The sequence below is a fragment of the Paenibacillus sp. Marseille-Q7038 genome (assembly GCF_965111595.1).
In genome coordinates this window covers 525,423-541,838 of the sequence record NZ_CBCOOM010000002.1, presented here as the reverse complement: position 1 = coordinate 541,838, position 16,416 = coordinate 525,423, and the positions used below count along the sequence as shown (strand labels likewise).

Below are 16,416 nucleotides of genomic sequence, written 5' to 3'. Positions count from 1 at the left end.
ACATAACAAAGGAGTGAGTGAATTGATAATTCTTGAAGCGAGTAAAATTCATAAAACATACGGCAATAAATTTAACAAACAGGAAGTTCTTAAAGGCATTGATCTTCGAGTAAACAAAGGGGAATTCGTGAGCATCATGGGGGCTTCGGGTTCGGGTAAAACGACCCTCTTAAACGTTCTTTCCTCTATTGATCGGGTAAGTCAAGGAACGATCCAGATCGAGGGGAAAGAATTCACCGCGATGAAGGAAAAACAACTGGCAGAGTTCCGTAAACATCATCTCGGATTTATTTTTCAGGAGTATAACTTACTCGACACACTGACAGTTCGTGAAAATGTACTGCTGCCGCTGTCGATCAAGAAGGTATCCAAAAAAGAAGCGAATGAGAAGTTTCAGGACATTGCTTCCGAGCTTGGAATCTATGAGCTGAAGGATAAATATCCAAGTGAAATCTCAGGTGGACAAAAGCAGCGTACCTCTGCAGCAAGAGCCTTCATCCATGATCCGAGCATTATTTTTGCTGATGAACCAACGGGCGCTCTCGATTCCAAGTCCGCTTCGGATCTGCTCAATAAACTGAGTGACATGAATGAGAAACACCAAGCAACGATTATTATGGTAACGCACGATCCGGTAGCAGCTAGTTACTGCAGCCGAGTTGTTTTTATCAAGGACGGTCTGATCTATACTCAGCTTAATAAAGGGGAAGAATCAAGACAATCCTTCTTTAATGACATCATTAAGACCCAAGGCGTGCTGGGCGGTGTTCAAGAGTGAACCTTACCTACTTGATCTTCCGAAACTTAAAGAAAAACATTAAAAATTATTATTTATATGTCTTTGCTCTTATTTTTAGCGTTGCCCTATATTTCTCGTTTGTTACGCTTCAGTATGATCCGGCACTTGATGAAGCTTCTGGTTCCGTAAAAGGTGCCGCGGCCATCGGTGCTGCGTCTGTTCTGCTCGTTGCTATTGTTGCTATATTCTTGCTCTACGCCAATACGATCTTTATTAAACGGCGCAGTAAAGAAATCGGATTATTTCAGCTCATCGGACTTACCAAAGGAAAGATATTTCAAATACTCAGTGCCGAAAATTTAATTCTATATTTTGGCTCCATGCTAATTGGCATTGCATCCGGTTTTGCTGTTTCGCGGTTGGTACTGATGATTCTATTCAAAATCCTTCAAGTAGAGGAAATCGCAAAACTGCGTTTTTCTACTGAAGCACTGTTCCAAACGATCATTGTTTTTGCGGTAATCTATCTGCTCATTATGATCATGAACTATCTGTTTATTAAGCGTCAAAGTATTCTCACTCTATTCCGGGTTTCCTCTTCTACGCAGCAGCGTGTACAGAAGATGTCCATATGGGAAATGATGATGGGACTGCTTGGTCTTCTTCTTATTTTGGGTGGTTATTATGTATCATCTCAGCTCTTCGGAGGTAATTTTGCTGATGAGATGAATGCGCTTATGATGGCGATGCTTTTTATTTTGGCTAGTGTCATTATCGGAACATACTTGTTTTACAAAGGATCCGTAAGCTTTATTTTCAATATGATTCGTAAGAATCGTAAAGGCTACTTGTCGATTGGTGAAGTTCTCTCTCTGTCGTCAATTATGTTCCGGATGAAGTCGAACGCGCTCCTTCTGACGATTATCACCACGGTATCTGCACTTGCCATTGGTTTGTTGTCACTTAGCTACATCTCCTATTATTCAGCAGGCTCAGTAGCCAAAGGAAATGTTCCAAACGACTTCTCGTTCTCTAGTGTGGAGGTCAAGGACACTTTTGTTGCAGAACTGGATAAAGAGCAGATTGCCTATCAAGAAACATATAGAGAACCGATTATGCTTAAGTTTGATATCTCTCAAATTCTAGAAAGTGAAGGCACTATAGCAGATGATATGAAAGACAATTTTATTATCCCCGTGCTCTCAGAGAAACAAGTAGAAATAGAAGATATTAAGCCAGGAGAAGTGAGGTTCAAAGGTTACTCTGGGACGCTCAGTTCATTCATGCCGCTGAAAGATACAGGAGAGGTTACACTGGTTGGAACGGATAAGTCTTTATCGCTGCATCTGACAGGAATGGAGGAGGAATCTCTTCTCACAGTCTTTTACAGTGGAGGATTGCCTGTTGCTGTTGTAGATGATACCGTCTATGAAGATTTCCGAAACCAGTATGATGCAGACACTCAGACAGAGTATAATTCCGCCTACTATGGGATTGATATCATAGAACGATCTGAGGTTACCGCTGCAAATGACATTTTCTATGCTCAAGGTTTGGATTTCTCAAGTTACTCACAGCTGGATTTGAGACTTTCGCAGATCGAAAATATGGGACTGATCATGTTTATTGTCGGGTTCCTGGGACTTACTTTCCTGATCACTTCCGGGTGTATCCTATACTTTAAACAGATGGATGAAAGCGAAGAAGAGCGACCAAACTATACGATCTTACGGAAACTTGGGTTCACACAAGGGAATCTGCTTCGCGGCATTCAGTTTAAACAGTTATTTAACTTTGGAATTCCGCTGGTGGTCGGACTGTGTCACAGCTATTTTGCCGTAAAATCAGGATGGTTCTTCTTCGGAACAGAGCTGCTTACGCCTATGATTCTGGTTATGGTGGTTTACACCGTTCTTTATTCTATCTTTGGTATTCTGTCGGTACTGTATTATAAAAAAGTAATTAAGGAGTCACTGTAGTAAGTATTTAAGCTACTTTTCTCTTTTGCATCAATACGCTTCATAAAAAATCCGCAAGCTCATGATGATCAGAGCTTGCGGATTTTTGTGTTTTTATAAAACTAATTTAGAACTTTTAATGTGTGATCCTGAGCTTCGGCCTTCTCTTTTCTGCCTACCATTATGTAGTACACAAAGAAAGAAACGACAAGAAGTCCCGCCATCACCATGTACATTCCTCTATATCCAATGAGTGGAGTCAGGAAGCCGAGTAAGAACGGACCTACACCGATTCCGAGGTCTAAGAAGATATAAAATGTAGAGGTAGCAAGTCCCATACGGTGTACAGGAGATTTTTTCACTGCATATGCCTGTGCGCTGGCCTGCGTTGTGCCGTATCCAAGGCCTACAAATACCGCAGACAGCAACAGTATAATTCCTGAATGAACCTGACTTAACAGGATGAGTGCAATAATAAAACAGATTATAGCCGGATACATTACAAAATTAACGCCATGTTTATCAAACCATTTACCCGTGAAAGGTCTTGTCAGGATAACGACAACGGCGTACACAATGAAGAAGAAACTGACGACTTCGGTCAAATGGATCTGTCCAGCGTACAGCTTTAGGTAAGAAAGAATACTAGAATAGGCAAGCCCCATGAATAGAATCGTAATCGAAATCGGTATTGCTTTTGGCTCGAAAAAATTAGAGATCTTAAAGCCTTTCATTTCATTCTTTTGTTCTGCAGTCAAAGTAAACGTAGGTACGTTCAAAAATAAGCCTGCAATCAGTGAGAACACCGCGAGTATAGCACATAAAATAAAGTTTCCCGTGACAGAGCTGTTGTTACTGATCAGTACACCGAGGAAGGGTCCAATTGCAGAGGCAACGATAATACTTACTCCATAGTAGCCCGTTCCTTCCCCTCTTCTGCTGTGTGGAATAAGGCTAGCAGAGATGGTACCAGTGGCCGTCGAAGCCAAAGCAAAAGCCAAACCATGAAAGAAACGGATAAGGAGCAAAGTAGCTATGCTGCTGATAAAAAAGTAACACAAGCTCAGGATTGTAAAGAAAATAAGTCCTGTAAATAACATACGTCTACGGCCTACATTCTCCATTAATCTTCCCGCTGCAATACGACCAATAAGAGCACCGATCACAAAAATACTTGATCCTAACGCTGCGATGCCATCATTTACATGAAATTCATCGATAGCATAGGAAGGAATAATAACGACAAGCAAATAAAAACATAAAAACAATAAAAAGTTCACACCAAAAACGATCAGGAAGTCTTTCGTCCATAATCGTTCTTTTGTATCTGCAGTTTCCAATTCAATCACCTTTTTTCGATAATTTTGTTTCGGACAAGATCCATCACCTGAATGACCAGATTCTGTTCCTCCGGCGAAACACCCTCCATAATGCTCTTCTCATACTCATCAAGCAGAAGACGGATTTCGGACGCTACTTCCTTGCCTTTCTGCGATAGCTGAATCCTTTTCTCCCGCTTGTCACTGACCGGAATCTGCTCCACATATCCAAGACTTAGAAGAGTCATTACCGTTCTTGTAATCGTAGGTTTCTCCACATACAAATGTTTGGATAGCTCCACGAGCGAAAAACTAGACTGATACATATCAAGGTAATACATGATAGACCACTGGGCGTTATGAAGCTTATAGTCAGCAAGTATACGATTGAGTTCACTTACAAACGGACGATAAAGCAAAAAATATTTATGAAAAAAAGTTCTATGGTCGTTCATTTTGAACCTCCGAAATTTAGTTACTCTAGGTAACTACTTTCTAAAGTATAATGAAATTTTTTACATATGTAAAGTTGTTTCTGAAAATTATTGTAATAACCAGTTCGTTTTCAGGATATTTCATTAAGGTTTTAGGAAGTTAAAGATTACTTCGCGTTCTTTCATTAGAACAAAAAAGCAACCTCCCTCTGGTTGTGTTACCAGTGGTGATTGCTTATCGTCCCGCCAGTGACGGAATTAGTTTATTTTCGCTTTTTTGAAAATCAAATGATCAAGAGACCAGCGTGTCGTTTCTGCAACTACCAGATAGAGAGCAATGAGCATGAACGAGAGATCGAGTTCGTATCCATTCAGCAGCCCCGCAGAGAGCTTAGCAGTAAGTACTGCTCCAAGGAGAATAACGAACAAAATAGCGGACACATAACGAGTAAACAAGCCGAGAATCAGCAGAATTCCTCCAATAAGTTCTACAGGCCCAACGATATATGCCAAAAATCCAGGAATATTAATACTGTCAAACCATCCGGCTACATTACCAAGTCCCGTATTAAACTTGTCCATCCCATGAGCAAGGAATAAAATACCGAACACAACCCTCATAATGGTAGTAACTATATTCATTTTCAACATGCTTCCCCCTAAATACGTCCTGAATATTAGTAATACAGAACTTTTATTTATATATAAAATACAGGGGTGCTTATAATATTGTCAACAAAAATATGGTTAATATATATTTTATATTTATATTGCTAATATTTTAGACTGCTTAATGATCCCAAAACTGTGCGATCCTCCCCACAAAGTGATAAACTATAAAGAATGATAAGGTTGGGATGAAAGGATGAATAACCGTTGGATATTGGCTCTACCATTCGTTCTATACGTAAACGAAAAAATATTACCATTGCTCAAATTTGTGAAATGACAGGATTATCTCAAGGTTTCATGAGTCAGGTAGAGACGAACAAGACCTCTCCCTCTATCGCTACACTTGAACATATTGCTGGCGCACTGGAAGTTCCTTTAGCCTATTTACTTCTCAAAAAAGAAGAACGAATGCAGATCATTCGCAAGGAAGAGCGGAAGCAGACCTCAAGCGGGCCTGATGAGCTGAAAGTATCTCATCTTGCCACCACCAAGCACGTCCGAATGGTGATTGTTGAAATGCCGCCCGGCTCTTCTACCGGAGAGAAGCCGCACGCTCATGAAGGCGAGGAAGTTCATCTCGTTATGAAGGGGAAAATCTTAGCTGAACAAGGGGAAGAAGGAGTAGTGCTAACCGAAGGTGATTCTTTTAGCTGGAATGCCTGCACTCCGCACAAAGTAAAGAATATCGGTGAGGAAACAGCGCTCATCATGATCTCGGTATATACCGACGAGCCAAAAGATTGGACTTCGCTATAGCCACCTTATAAGAGTGGAGCAACAACACAAAAAGCCTGCACTGACAAGAGTCAGAGCAGGCTTTACTATTTATTCAGCCGATGTGCTCAGATGAGCAGCTGGGCTATGCTTTATTTTTCCTAAATCGAAAAGGGAGTCTTTCATCTCTTCTTGTTTGATTTCCTTATTGCAAAGCACACTGCACTCACGGAAAGCGGTATGCTGACAGCCATAACATGTACCATACTTTATGCTGGTTAACGCTTCATTAATCGCATCTCCTGTATGATCATAGAAGTGAGATTCCCCGATCTTCTCGTATAGACCTGTCCGCTGTAACAAGGATAACGGCTGTGGCTGAATACCTGAGATAAGCAGCTTGCCTCCAGCAGAGTGCACTTTCTCGACAAGTGTTTCTAACATGAGTTCGGCCGTTGTATCCATAAAAGGAACTTTGCCCATCCGAAGCAAGATGACCTTCTTCTCTTCTGCAGCAGACATCGGAATGGTGTCATCAAACCGATAGGCTGCACCAAAAAATAACGGTCCTTCCATTGTATAAATGCCAATTTGCGGACAATCATGATGTTCGCTCACCATATGAGGTTTTACTTTGACTGTCTTCGGATCAGGCAGCACCTTGGAAACGTTATGCGTGTCACCCATTTGTTTCACAAACAAAATGGCTGCGAGCACAAGACCTACCTCAACCGCAAGCGTCAAATCAGCAAACACGGTAAGCAAAAAGGTAATGACGAGCACGAGGGAATCTCCCGTTTTTGTCTTGAACAGACGAGCAAACTCTTTTCGCTCACTCATATTCCACGCAACTACCATCAAAACAGGCGCCATGGCTGCTAATGGTATATTCGAAGCGTAGGGTGCAAACAGTAATAGGATTAAGAATACAACAATCCCGTGAATGATCCCTGATATTGGCGATACGGCACCGCTTTTAATATTGGTAGCTGTTCTTGCTATCGCACCTGTTGCGGCAATCCCTCCAAACATCGGGGCTGCAATATTCGCAATCCCTTGACCAATCAGCTCCCTATTACTGTCATGCTTATCTCCGGTCATTCCATCGGCGACGACCGCGGATAGCAAGGACTCAATGGCTCCGAGCATTGCAATCACAAAGGCGGGCTGTATGAGCTGGGTTACTCGTTCCCAAGTAATATGAGGAAACTGGAACTTAGGAAGTTCACTCGGAATAGCCCCATAGGCTGAACCAATCGTAGCCACTTCTCCCTTAAAGAACAGGCTTGCTACCACGGTAGCTAGCACCAGACCCACTAGGGAACCAGGCACTTTGGGAGCATATTTTTTCAGCACTAAAATAGCCACCAACGAAACGACGGCTGTGATGATACTATATATATTTATTGTAGAGATGTGAGCGCCGATCTCTTTCATATTATCGATAAAAGCTTCATGACGCTCCATCCCAGTGAGACCTAGGAAATTTCCAATCTGACCTGTAAAAATAATAACAGCAATCCCTGCTGTGAACCCGATGGTAACCGGTCTTGGAATAAACTTAATGAGTACTCCAAGCTTAAAAACTCCCATCAGTACCAGCAAGACACCCGCCATCATCCCTGCAATGAGCAGGTTTTCATACCCATACTGCATCCCAATCGCAAAAAGAATCGGGATAAAGGCGCCCGTAGGACCGCCAATCTGAAATTTCGACCCTCCAAACAAGGAGATCAGAATCCCGGCAATAATCGTCGTATAAATCCCATACTCCGGTTTCACACCGGATGCAATAGCAAAAGCCATCCCTAAAGGAATGGCAATAATTCCAACGATTGTACCTGACACGATATCCTTACGCAAAGAAGCCATATTATAGCCTTTGAATCGGCCCCATCCTGTCATATCCGATAACCTTCTTTTCTTTAAATATTTGATTATTTGAATATATGAAGTATAATACGACGCCCTGCTAAAAAAATCAACGTCAAAAATCACAACACCATCGTTTTCGCGTCTTGTTAATTTTTGCGTATATCTTCGAGCATGGAAATCGCACTGACTAGTTGTTTATTAAAGATTTGTTTGGCTACAGACAACAACTCTTTAATAAGAGGATCCCGAAGGGAGTAAATAACAGAAGTTCCTTCTTTCACGCTAGATACCACATTTTTAGAGCGGAGTACCGCAAGTTGCTGAGAAACGGCAGAGCCTTCCGATCCAAGAATGGTTTGAATTTCGTTGACTGTCTTTTCTCCTTCGCTGAGCACCTCCAGTATTCGGATACGCATAGGATGAGCCAGCGCCTTAAAAAATTCAGCTTTAAATTGTTGGACTTCATTATTCATAGGTAGTAAACTCCTTGGATTCTTCCTGAAAATATATTGTTATCATAGCACAGGACCTGCTGTGCTGAAACCTCTAGTCAAAAGTTGACTATTCAATGGGCTTATCTGCTGGGTAATGGATAGAAGGTACTAAATTGCAAATAAACTTAAAATAGAGGAGACCATGGATTATGAAGCAAGCCATGATTATTATCAATCCTTCCTCCGGAAAAGAAGAGGCGCTGGAGTATGTCCGCCAAGTGGAAGATATTTTGCGTGACAAAGGATATGAAGTAAGTGTAAGTGAGACCGCCAAACCACTCGACGCAACCAAATTCTGTCTAAAAGCCTGCAAGGATTATTTTGATCTTGTGGTCTCTATTGGCGGTGACGGTACCCTTCATGAGACGATTAATGGGCTCATCGATCAAGATCACCGACCTACACTAGGCGTTGTCCCTCTCGGTACAGTGAATGATTTTGCCCGTGCTCTGAACATTCCCCTTGATCCGGAAAAAGCCATTCATACCCTGACATCATCCATTGTCAAAACCGTCGATATTGGGAAAATGAATGACCGCTTGTTTGCTAATGTGATTGCGGTAGGTTCTTTAGCAGAATCATTATCTTCCGTAACTTCAGAGGAAAAGACGAAGCTTGGTGCTTTTGCCTATATAAAAGAAGGATTCAAAGAATTAATAAAACCATCCGCACACCCTCTTACCATTATGCATGATGGAGAGACATGGATCGGCGAGTCGCCTTTATTTCTAGTTGCACTCACAAACTCTGTAGGCGGCTTTGAAAAAATGGTTCCCGAAGCATCTGTTGATGACGGCCTCCTCCACTGCTTTATCATTAAAGATATCAACGTATTTAACACGATTACAGTAGGTACATCTTTGTTATTTGGAAGCCTGAAAGAACATAAGGATGTCGTCTATTTTACTGCTAAACAGGTTCATGTAACTTCCGCAGAGCAGCTTCATACTAACGTCGATGGCGAGGATGGACCCCCTCTTCCGCTCGAACTCAGCATCTTGCCTTCGCATATTGAGGTTATTGTGCCGGAAGAGTAGTAAATCACTTTATTAGGAAGCCTTGCTGTAAGGGTGGACACAATTCCGCCCTTTTTCCTTGGCCATATAGAGAGCCTCATCGGCCTGTCTCATAAGTGTAATCAGAGGAAGGGATTCTCCCTCCTCAATACAGACATGAGTTACTCCAAAACTGGACGTGACTCGGACCTCCTTGCCATTCACAAGCATAAATTTCTCGGCAATATGAGCTCTTATCGAATCGGCCACCTCATAAGCCTCGTTCAGTGAAGTCTCGGGCAGACATAATATGAATTCATCGCCTCCATACCTGCCTGCCATATGTACTGGCTGTAAATTGGATCTAATTGCTTCTGCTACATGGGTTAGAACAATATCGCCTGCTTCGTGTCCAATCTTATCATTCACTTGTTTAAAATAATCAACGTCAAACATAATCATGGAGAAGGACCCTCCTGATTGAGTGAGCATATTCAGGTAGTTTTCCGATTCCCGCATCAGTGCCCTTTTATTGAACAATCCTGTCAAACTGTCGGTATCAGCCAGTTCTTTCAGCTTTACTTCCATAAGTACTCGCTCCGTTATATTTGCAAAGGATACGATCGTTCCGATTCTCTCTTTTTGTTTATTCCGAATAGGTGCAAAATGAATATGATAATAACGAGTTACTCCATTATGTAAAAACTGCTGATCTTGCTCTCTTCCTGCTTCGATAATGGGAATCAGTTCAGGATAACCGCTAAATACCTCACTAATCTGCATTCCGATTGTTTTTTTATGAAGTGTAGATACGATTTCTAACATTGCCTGGTTGTAATCAATAACTCTCTCTTTATCGTTAAGCACCACAATTCCATCTTCCATATTCCTAAATACGATATCTCTTGCAATGGGGATGACATCAAACATTTGGTATCGCAAAAGCGCAATGCCATGAAATATAAACGAGATACTTGTAAAAACGGGTCCGAGGTCGATTCCATATGGACTCAGCTCCATCAAATAAAGGAAACCACCTATTAACGGAACAAGTAGACCAAAGACCATGACCAGGATTTGAATCCGAAACTGAGGCCGATGCGCCCCGCGAAGCCCTCGAAGTAAAACCGTAACCCCTGCAATCATACATCCATATAAAAAAGCGGAATGAACACCAAACCATAACCCGTACTCTAGTTCAGCCATAGGAAAAGGACTGTCACTGCGCAGCTTCATAGAGGTGTAATATAAATGGTGAGAGTCATTTGTCGCTTGCAATAATAGGGTAATGGCAGGGATAAGAAAAAGACTATAAAAAACAGGTCGTTTCAATTGAATTCCTACATAATCAATGCACATGAGTAAAGTAAATACCGGAATCAGTACCAGAGGAATATACTCAATTCTAATCCAGAACATAATCCGATCTATAGAGGTACTCACCAGTTCAAAAATATACGCAAAAGAAAAAATAGAGGCTAATAGAGATAAAATAATGTAATAACGGCCTCCTGGAGAACTCTTGAATGTTAGCCTTCCATAAATGCATAAAAAGACACTAAGTGTCCCTCCAAATAGAATCATTATAATGGGAACTAGCAACTCTTCTGTCATACTCATACTCTCATCTTCACCAGCCCGGGTATTAAATCTAATGCCTTATTATATAGCAAAAACTTCCATAAAAACAGCAGTAAATTACAAAAATCGACAAATTCCAAAAACCTCGAAGTTCTCCATTATAGAGAAATCGAGGTTTAACCGTATTATAAAAGCTTAGATGCCGCCTGCGGCTTCCCATTTTGCAATTTCTTCATGGACAATAGGGGCAACCTGGGTACCCAGCAGTTCAATCGCCCGCATCACATCTGTATGCGGCATGGTACCAAGGGGAACATGTAGCATAAACCGGGTAATGCCCACATTTTTACGTAGATAAATGATTTTTTCAGCCACCGTTTGCGGGTCGCCCACATAAAGTGCACCTTCCAGACTGCGAGCCGCATCATAACTTGATCGAGTATAAGCAGGCCATCCGCGTTCCTTACCGATCACGTTCATACTCTGCTGTGTCGGCAGGAAGAACGTATCCACTGCAGACTGCAAATCATCCCCTACAAACCCATGAGAATGAGAGGCAACCGGAAGCTTGGAAGCGTCATGACCAGCATGGGCAGCTGCTTTTTTATATAGCTGAACCAGCGGCGCAAACTGAGCAGGCCTGCCCCCGATGATCGCCAGTACAAGCGGCAAACCGAGTAGTCCTGCACGAATGACGGACTCCTGATTCCCGCCGCTCCCAATCCATACGGGCAGCGGATCTTGGACCGGACGCGGATATACGCCAAGATTGTTAATCGCTGGACGATGCGTGCCGCTCCAGGTTACTTTTTCGGATTCACGTAACTTTAATAGCAAATCGAGTTTCTCATCAAACAACGTATCATAATCGTTCAGATCATATCCAAACAAGGGAAAGGATTCAATAAAAGAACCTCGTCCGGCCATAATCTCAGCCCGGCCATTTGAAATTCCATCTAATGTAGCAAAATCCTGAAATACGCGTACCGGATCGGCCGAAGATAATACCGTTACCGCACTTGTTAAGCGAATGCGGTTCGTTTGAGCCGCGGCTGCAGCGAGTACCATAGCAGGACTTGAAGCCGCATAATCTTTTCGATGATGCTCTCCTACTCCGTATACATCAAGACCCACCCCATCTGCAAGCACAATCTCCTCAACTACTTCACGTAAACGCTGCGCGTGACTGATGACTTCACCTGTATGTACATCCGGAGAAGTTTCTGCAAATGTACTAATGCCGATCTCCATCCTAATCCCTCCAAGTATATATTTAATTTCGTAAGTAAATAACTTTATTATAATAACTATATATAAGGGTTTACTTTTGTTTTGGCAAGGGATTTCTTTTTTTATTCAATGGTTTGCGTGTCTACATAGTAAAAGAGCCCTTCCTTTAAGGAATGACTCTTTTCTCTTGTTACTCTTATTTATTTTCCGATGCTTGTTATACCTTTTTAACAAACTCTGACTTTAATTTCATCGCTCCAAATCCATCAATCTTACAATCAATATCGTGATCTCCGTCGATCAAGCGGATATTTTTCACTTTCGTACCGATCTTGATAACAGACGAGCTTCCTTTTACTTTCAGATCTTTAATGACGGTTACCGTATCTCCATCGTTTAGCACGTTACCGTTTGAGTCTTTAATTACTCTTGTATCTTCATTGCTTTCCATATCAGCTGGGTTCCACTCATGAAAACACTCCGGACATACTAGCGAAGTCCCATCTTCATACGTATATTCAGAATTACATTTAGGACAGTTAGGCAAATCAGACATCTTCATTCCTCAATTCATTAGATATTTGTTTGTCGTAGACAGACCTTTCGGTCCTTGGTCCGTTATATAATATCATAACTTTCAGATATTAAGAAATATGAAAATAGATTCCGTCTTGAAAACGATACCAATTGTATGTCAAAATCAAGCTAGAGCATAGATTGTCTACATAAAAAGGAGGAACATGAATGAGAACGATGAAACTTGGAAGCAGTTCACTTGAAGTACCCGTTATAGCAGTAGGCTGTATGCGTATAAACTCTCTGGATAAAGCAGGTGCTGAACATTTTGTTCAAACCGCTCTTGAAGAGGGAGCAAACTTCTTTGATCACGCAGATATTTACGGGGGTGGAGAATGCGAAGAAATCTTTGCAGACGCCATTCATATGAATGATGACATCCGAGAAAAGATCATCCTCCAATCCAAATGCGGCATTCGAAATGGCATGTTTGATTTCTCCAAAGAGCATATTTTGGATTCAGTTGACCGTATTTTGTTACGTCTCAAAACCGATTATTTAGATACATTGCTGCTTCATCGTCCAGATGCTCTGGTTGAACCAGAAGAGGTAGCTGAAGCTTTTGATCTTCTAGAGAGCTCAGGTAAAGTTCGTCACTTTGGTGTGTCCAACCAAAATCCGATGCAAATTGAACTGCTGAAGAAATATGTGAAGCAGCCTTTAATTGCGAATCAACTGCAGCTTAGTATCACAAACACAACAATGATTTCAAGCGGCATAAACGTAAATATGAATAATGAAGCTGCAGTCAATCGGGACGGAAGTATACTTGATTATTGCAGACTGCACGATATCACCATTCAGCCGTGGTCTCCATTTCAATATGGATTCTTCGAAGGAGTGTTCCTCGGAAGCGATAAATTCCCTGAACTAAATCAAACGATTGACGAGATTGCAGAGAAATATTCCGTAAGTAACACGACAATGGCAATTGCCTGGTTACTTCGTCATCCTGCACAAATGCAGCCTGTCATTGGAACCATGAACCTGGATCGTTTAAAAGATTGCTGTAAAGCAGCCGATATTCGCATCACTCGTGAGGAATGGTATGAAATCTATCGCGCAGCCGGAAATATACTTCCATAAGACACTATAGTAACAACTCTAGTAATAACAAGGCAGCCTCTGATTTGGTTCAGGGCTGCTTATTTTGTTAAGGACGTAATTCAGGACATTTCACATAGAATGATTCAGTACCATTGGGTTACTATTTACATTGGAAGATCGTATAGGGGGAAGGAGATAAAGAGTATTTGTGAGTGAATCAACAGGTCGAAAGATCATTGGTTTTAAATATCCACAGTACTGTAGCCTAATCTTCTCTGTCTCCAAGTTACGTAAAATCTCATTAACAAGCTTACTATTTAAAGATATCTGAAAATCACTACCTGTTTTCTTAAGAACTGATAATTCATCCTTCATATCTCCAATTTCGGATGTTTTAGAATAGATCTCTACTTTTTTATCCTTTACTGATATATGAATCATATGCTCACTTGCGAGTACAGAAGCTCGCTGAGAGGATTGTACAAGGTGTGCCGTACAGAGAATAACCTCTGATTCTAAAATTTGGGGGATTAGATTTTGAATATAGGGGTACTCCCCCTGAAGCAAAACAGATTGAAGTCTTATTTGACTAGTTATAAAGTTGATGTTGTTTGAATTAATTTCAATTTCCGTTACATCATCTGTAGCTCTTATTACTTTTAGCAGTTCATTAAGACTTTTGTGAGGAATAACCACTCGCTGGCTAGCATTCTGCTTTGTCTCCACAAATACATTTACAGTCGATGTTGCGAGTATTATGCTATCCGTTGCTGTAAATGTAAGCATCTTGTCGTTATATTCAAATAATACACCCGTTAAGAGGGGACGTGTTAAACCATCTGATGTAGCAGTCATCATCTGTCTTATTGCCAATATGAGAGTTTTATTACTAATAAAGAACCTGGTTCTGTTAGGACTTTCATTATTCAGGAGCAAAGGAAATTCTTCTGACAAGTTCACTCCACTTAGACGAAAATGTGCTTTATTAGCAGAGATAAAAAGAGTAGATTTTTCACGTGCTTGCAAAATAACTTTTCCTGAATCTAATTTACGTATAATCTCATAGAAATATTTAGCTGGCACGATAATACTGCCTATTTGTTGTATTGAACATTTACGCTCCCCTTCTCCAGCAAAAACAGTATACTCAATCGATAAACTCAAATTGCTTGCTGTAAAAATGAGACCTTTTTTAGTTGCATCAAGGTGTATACCTGAGAGTATCGGCATGGCATGATGAGATACAGCTTTTAAGACATGTTGAAGTGCCTGGTACAATTCATCTCTTCCTATTTCTAGGAGCACACTCTTCACCTATACCTCTCTAACCAAATTATTTTTTTGATAAAAAATATTGTTCCATCATTGTGCGAATTGCTTCGGATCGAGACATTTTATTGTCTGTACAATGTTTTTCAAACTGCTCCCACATTTCCTCAGTTAAAGTCAGCGATACCTTCTTCGTCACTCCTATACTTTTTCTACCTGCGCCTTCACGAAGTCCGCCTTTAGTAAATAAAAATCCTAATTGTCCCTCTTTGTTTGAGACGCCTACTTTAATATTGTTGTTACTCATATATAGCCTCTTTTAAATTGAATTAGGTTACTTAAATCATACTGCTTCATTTAATTTTAACACTCTATTTATACATTTACAATATTTTCAATATAAGGAGAAAAAACGTTATGGGAGAGAATGGGTAACCAGTCAATCCAGCCCCCCTATGATGTTTGCGATCCCACTGATTTCTTCGTAATTAGTACACGCCAAGATAAACACTTCGGTCAATTTGTATTTCCAAAAACAAATTTAGGCGAGCACCTACTATCGCATAAAGCGCTTAAGAAAAAGCTATCTAAGCAGGGTTGATAGCTTAACCTATACCTCACCGGTCTTATTTCACTTCATTCGATATTTCTATGACTTTATGTAAGTTCATCTTCAATTACGTTATTCTCAAGGCCACTTGCTGTAACGTGATAGAATGAAGCACATAGAATAGAAACCAAGAGAGGACAAGAACGGTGGAACAAATGAAAGATTGGAAAAACGGCGCAGCAGGTCGCCCCTTTATTGCCTCATTTAGCGGTGGTAAAGACAGCGTTCTAGCTCTATATAAAGGGATGCAGACAGGTAGAGCAGTTGGGCTGATTGTCATGTTAGAAGAGGAAGGAAAAAGATCTCGATCCCACGGCATGCCTCCCGAGCTTATTCAAGCGCAAGCTGACTCGATCGGACTGCCGGTATTTACAGCTGCTGCAAGCTGGGAAGAGTACGAAGCTGTATTTATGGGACTCCTTACACAAGCGAAGAATCAAGGAGCAGAAGTACTAGTCACGGGAGATTTAGATGTGCCCGCTCATGGTTGTTGGCATGAAAAGGTGTCGCAAAACGCAGGTTTAGGGCTTGGAATGCCACTATGGGAAATGGATCACCGGGAAGCAGTAAAAGAATTTATTGACCTTGGCTTTACTACGATTGTAGTCACCGTCAATTTATCTTTAGGCATGCGGGAAGAGGATTTAGGAAGAACCTTAACCCATGACTACATAAAAGAACTGGAGGCCCGCGGTATTGATCCGTGTGGGGAAGGTGGAGAATTTCATACCACGGTAATAGACGGCCCTATATTCAAGCGATCTATTCCTGTACGAAAATGTATGATTCGCAAAGAAGGAGTATATGCCTTCTTGCCATTAGAACTAGATCAAACTGCCGAAATCAAACCACTTGCGTAAATACGGCAAAAACAAGAGCATCCGGCAGGATGCTCTTGTTTTT

Annotated in this window: 17 protein-coding genes and 1 pseudogene; 8 read left to right on the top strand and 10 right to left on the bottom strand. The window is 41.2% G+C overall.

Annotated elements, in window-relative coordinates:
* Positions 1-22 precede the first annotated feature (22 nt).
* Together ACWPWY_RS19710 and ACWPWY_RS19705 are read left to right on the top strand one after the other, a co-directional pair.
* Positions 23-778, top strand: a complete 756-nt coding sequence (locus ACWPWY_RS19710; RefSeq protein ID WP_454193317.1) for an ABC transporter ATP-binding protein — start codon at positions 23-25, stop codon at positions 776-778.
* Positions 775-2,718: an FtsX-like permease family protein gene (locus ACWPWY_RS19705; protein ID WP_454193316.1), complete on the top strand. Its 1,944-nt coding sequence runs from the start codon at positions 775-777 to the stop codon at positions 2,716-2,718. Before ACWPWY_RS19710 ends, ACWPWY_RS19705 begins: the two co-directional genes overlap by 4 nt.
* Before the next feature lie 101 nt (positions 2,719-2,819).
* On the opposite strand, the gene ACWPWY_RS19700 is transcribed toward ACWPWY_RS19705, so the two are convergent.
* From ACWPWY_RS19700 to ACWPWY_RS19690, 3 genes are all read right to left on the bottom strand, one after another.
* Positions 2,820-4,046, bottom strand: coding sequence for an MFS transporter (locus ACWPWY_RS19700; protein WP_454193315.1), 1,227 nt, complete (start codon positions 4,044-4,046; stop codon positions 2,820-2,822).
* Positions 4,043-4,471, bottom strand: a complete 429-nt coding sequence (locus tag ACWPWY_RS19695; protein ID WP_454193314.1) for a MarR family winged helix-turn-helix transcriptional regulator — start codon at positions 4,469-4,471, stop codon at positions 4,043-4,045. Before ACWPWY_RS19695 ends, ACWPWY_RS19700 begins: the two co-directional genes overlap by 4 nt.
* 237 nt (positions 4,472-4,708) lie before the next feature.
* Positions 4,709-5,101 (bottom strand): DoxX family protein, encoded by a 393-nt coding sequence (locus tag ACWPWY_RS19690; RefSeq protein ID WP_454193313.1) that lies wholly within the window; start codon positions 5,099-5,101, stop codon positions 4,709-4,711.
* A gap of 225 nt (positions 5,102-5,326) precedes the next feature.
* Here ACWPWY_RS19690 and ACWPWY_RS19685 point away from each other — a divergent pair, with 225 nt between their 5' ends.
* Positions 5,327-5,878 carry a helix-turn-helix domain-containing protein gene (locus ACWPWY_RS19685; RefSeq protein ID WP_454193312.1) on the top strand — a complete coding sequence of 184 codons (552 nt, stop codon included), beginning with the start codon at positions 5,327-5,329 and terminating at the stop codon, positions 5,876-5,878.
* A 69-nt stretch (positions 5,879-5,947) separates the two neighbouring features.
* Here ACWPWY_RS19685 and ACWPWY_RS19680 read toward each other — a convergent pair whose 3' ends face one another.
* Positions 5,948-7,741, bottom strand: a complete 1,794-nt coding sequence (locus ACWPWY_RS19680; protein ID WP_454193311.1) for a SulP family inorganic anion transporter — start codon at positions 7,739-7,741, stop codon at positions 5,948-5,950.
* Between the two features lie 116 nt (positions 7,742-7,857).
* A complete protein-coding gene (locus tag ACWPWY_RS19675) occupies positions 7,858-8,184 on the bottom strand; it encodes an ArsR/SmtB family transcription factor (RefSeq protein WP_454193310.1) in 327 nt (108 codons plus the stop codon).
* 170 nt (positions 8,185-8,354) lie between these two features.
* Between ACWPWY_RS19675 and ACWPWY_RS19670 the strand changes: the two genes are divergently transcribed.
* On the top strand, positions 8,355-9,242 hold the full coding sequence (locus tag ACWPWY_RS19670; protein WP_454193309.1) for a diacylglycerol/lipid kinase family protein: 888 nt from the start codon (positions 8,355-8,357) through the stop codon (positions 9,240-9,242).
* A gap of 12 nt (positions 9,243-9,254) precedes the next feature.
* Here ACWPWY_RS19670 and ACWPWY_RS19665 read toward each other — a convergent pair whose 3' ends face one another.
* The 3 genes from ACWPWY_RS19665 to ACWPWY_RS19655 all read right to left on the bottom strand — a co-directional run bounded on the left by ACWPWY_RS19665 (position 9,255) and on the right by ACWPWY_RS19655 (position 12,567).
* A complete protein-coding gene (locus tag ACWPWY_RS19665) occupies positions 9,255-10,820 on the bottom strand; it encodes a histidine kinase N-terminal 7TM domain-containing diguanylate cyclase (RefSeq protein ID WP_454193308.1) in 1,566 nt (521 codons plus the stop codon).
* 156 nt (positions 10,821-10,976) lie between these two features.
* Positions 10,977-12,032 (bottom strand): LLM class flavin-dependent oxidoreductase, encoded by a 1,056-nt coding sequence (locus ACWPWY_RS19660; protein WP_454193307.1) that lies wholly within the window; start codon positions 12,030-12,032, stop codon positions 10,977-10,979.
* Between the two features lie 196 nt (positions 12,033-12,228).
* A complete protein-coding gene (locus tag ACWPWY_RS19655) occupies positions 12,229-12,567 on the bottom strand; it encodes a zinc ribbon domain-containing protein YjdM (protein ID WP_160032524.1) in 339 nt (112 codons plus the stop codon).
* A gap of 188 nt (positions 12,568-12,755) precedes the next feature.
* Between ACWPWY_RS19655 and ACWPWY_RS19650 the strand changes: the two genes are divergently transcribed.
* Positions 12,756-13,673, top strand: a complete 918-nt coding sequence (locus ACWPWY_RS19650; RefSeq protein WP_454193306.1) for an aldo/keto reductase — start codon at positions 12,756-12,758, stop codon at positions 13,671-13,673.
* 90 nt (positions 13,674-13,763) lie between these two features.
* Here ACWPWY_RS19650 and dnaN read toward each other — a convergent pair whose 3' ends face one another.
* Positions 13,764-14,948 carry a DNA polymerase III subunit beta gene (gene dnaN / locus ACWPWY_RS19645; RefSeq protein ID WP_454193305.1) on the bottom strand — a complete coding sequence of 395 codons (1,185 nt, stop codon included), beginning with the start codon at positions 14,946-14,948 and terminating at the stop codon, positions 13,764-13,766.
* Positions 14,949-14,967: 19 nt separating this feature from the next.
* Positions 14,968-15,210 carry a ribbon-helix-helix domain-containing protein gene (locus tag ACWPWY_RS19640; RefSeq protein ID WP_454193304.1) on the bottom strand — a complete coding sequence of 81 codons (243 nt, stop codon included), beginning with the start codon at positions 15,208-15,210 and terminating at the stop codon, positions 14,968-14,970.
* 120 nt (positions 15,211-15,330) lie between these two features.
* Between ACWPWY_RS19640 and ACWPWY_RS19635 the strand changes: the two genes are divergently transcribed.
* The 3 genes and pseudogenes from ACWPWY_RS19635 to ACWPWY_RS19625 all read left to right on the top strand — a co-directional run bounded on the left by ACWPWY_RS19635 (position 15,331) and on the right by ACWPWY_RS19625 (position 16,373).
* Complete coding sequence (locus tag ACWPWY_RS19635; protein ID WP_454193303.1) at positions 15,331-15,504, top strand: MepB family protein; 174 nt, start codon at positions 15,331-15,333, stop codon at positions 15,502-15,504.
* Positions 15,476-15,568: pseudogene (locus tag ACWPWY_RS19630) on the top strand (phosphatidate cytidylyltransferase); the annotation flags it as partial. The gene ACWPWY_RS19635 and the pseudogene ACWPWY_RS19630, both read left to right, overlap by 29 nt.
* A gap of 100 nt (positions 15,569-15,668) precedes the next feature.
* Positions 15,669-16,373: a Dph6-related ATP pyrophosphatase gene (locus ACWPWY_RS19625; RefSeq protein WP_454193902.1), complete on the top strand. Its 705-nt coding sequence runs from the start codon at positions 15,669-15,671 to the stop codon at positions 16,371-16,373.
* Positions 16,374-16,416: the final 43 nt, after the last annotated feature.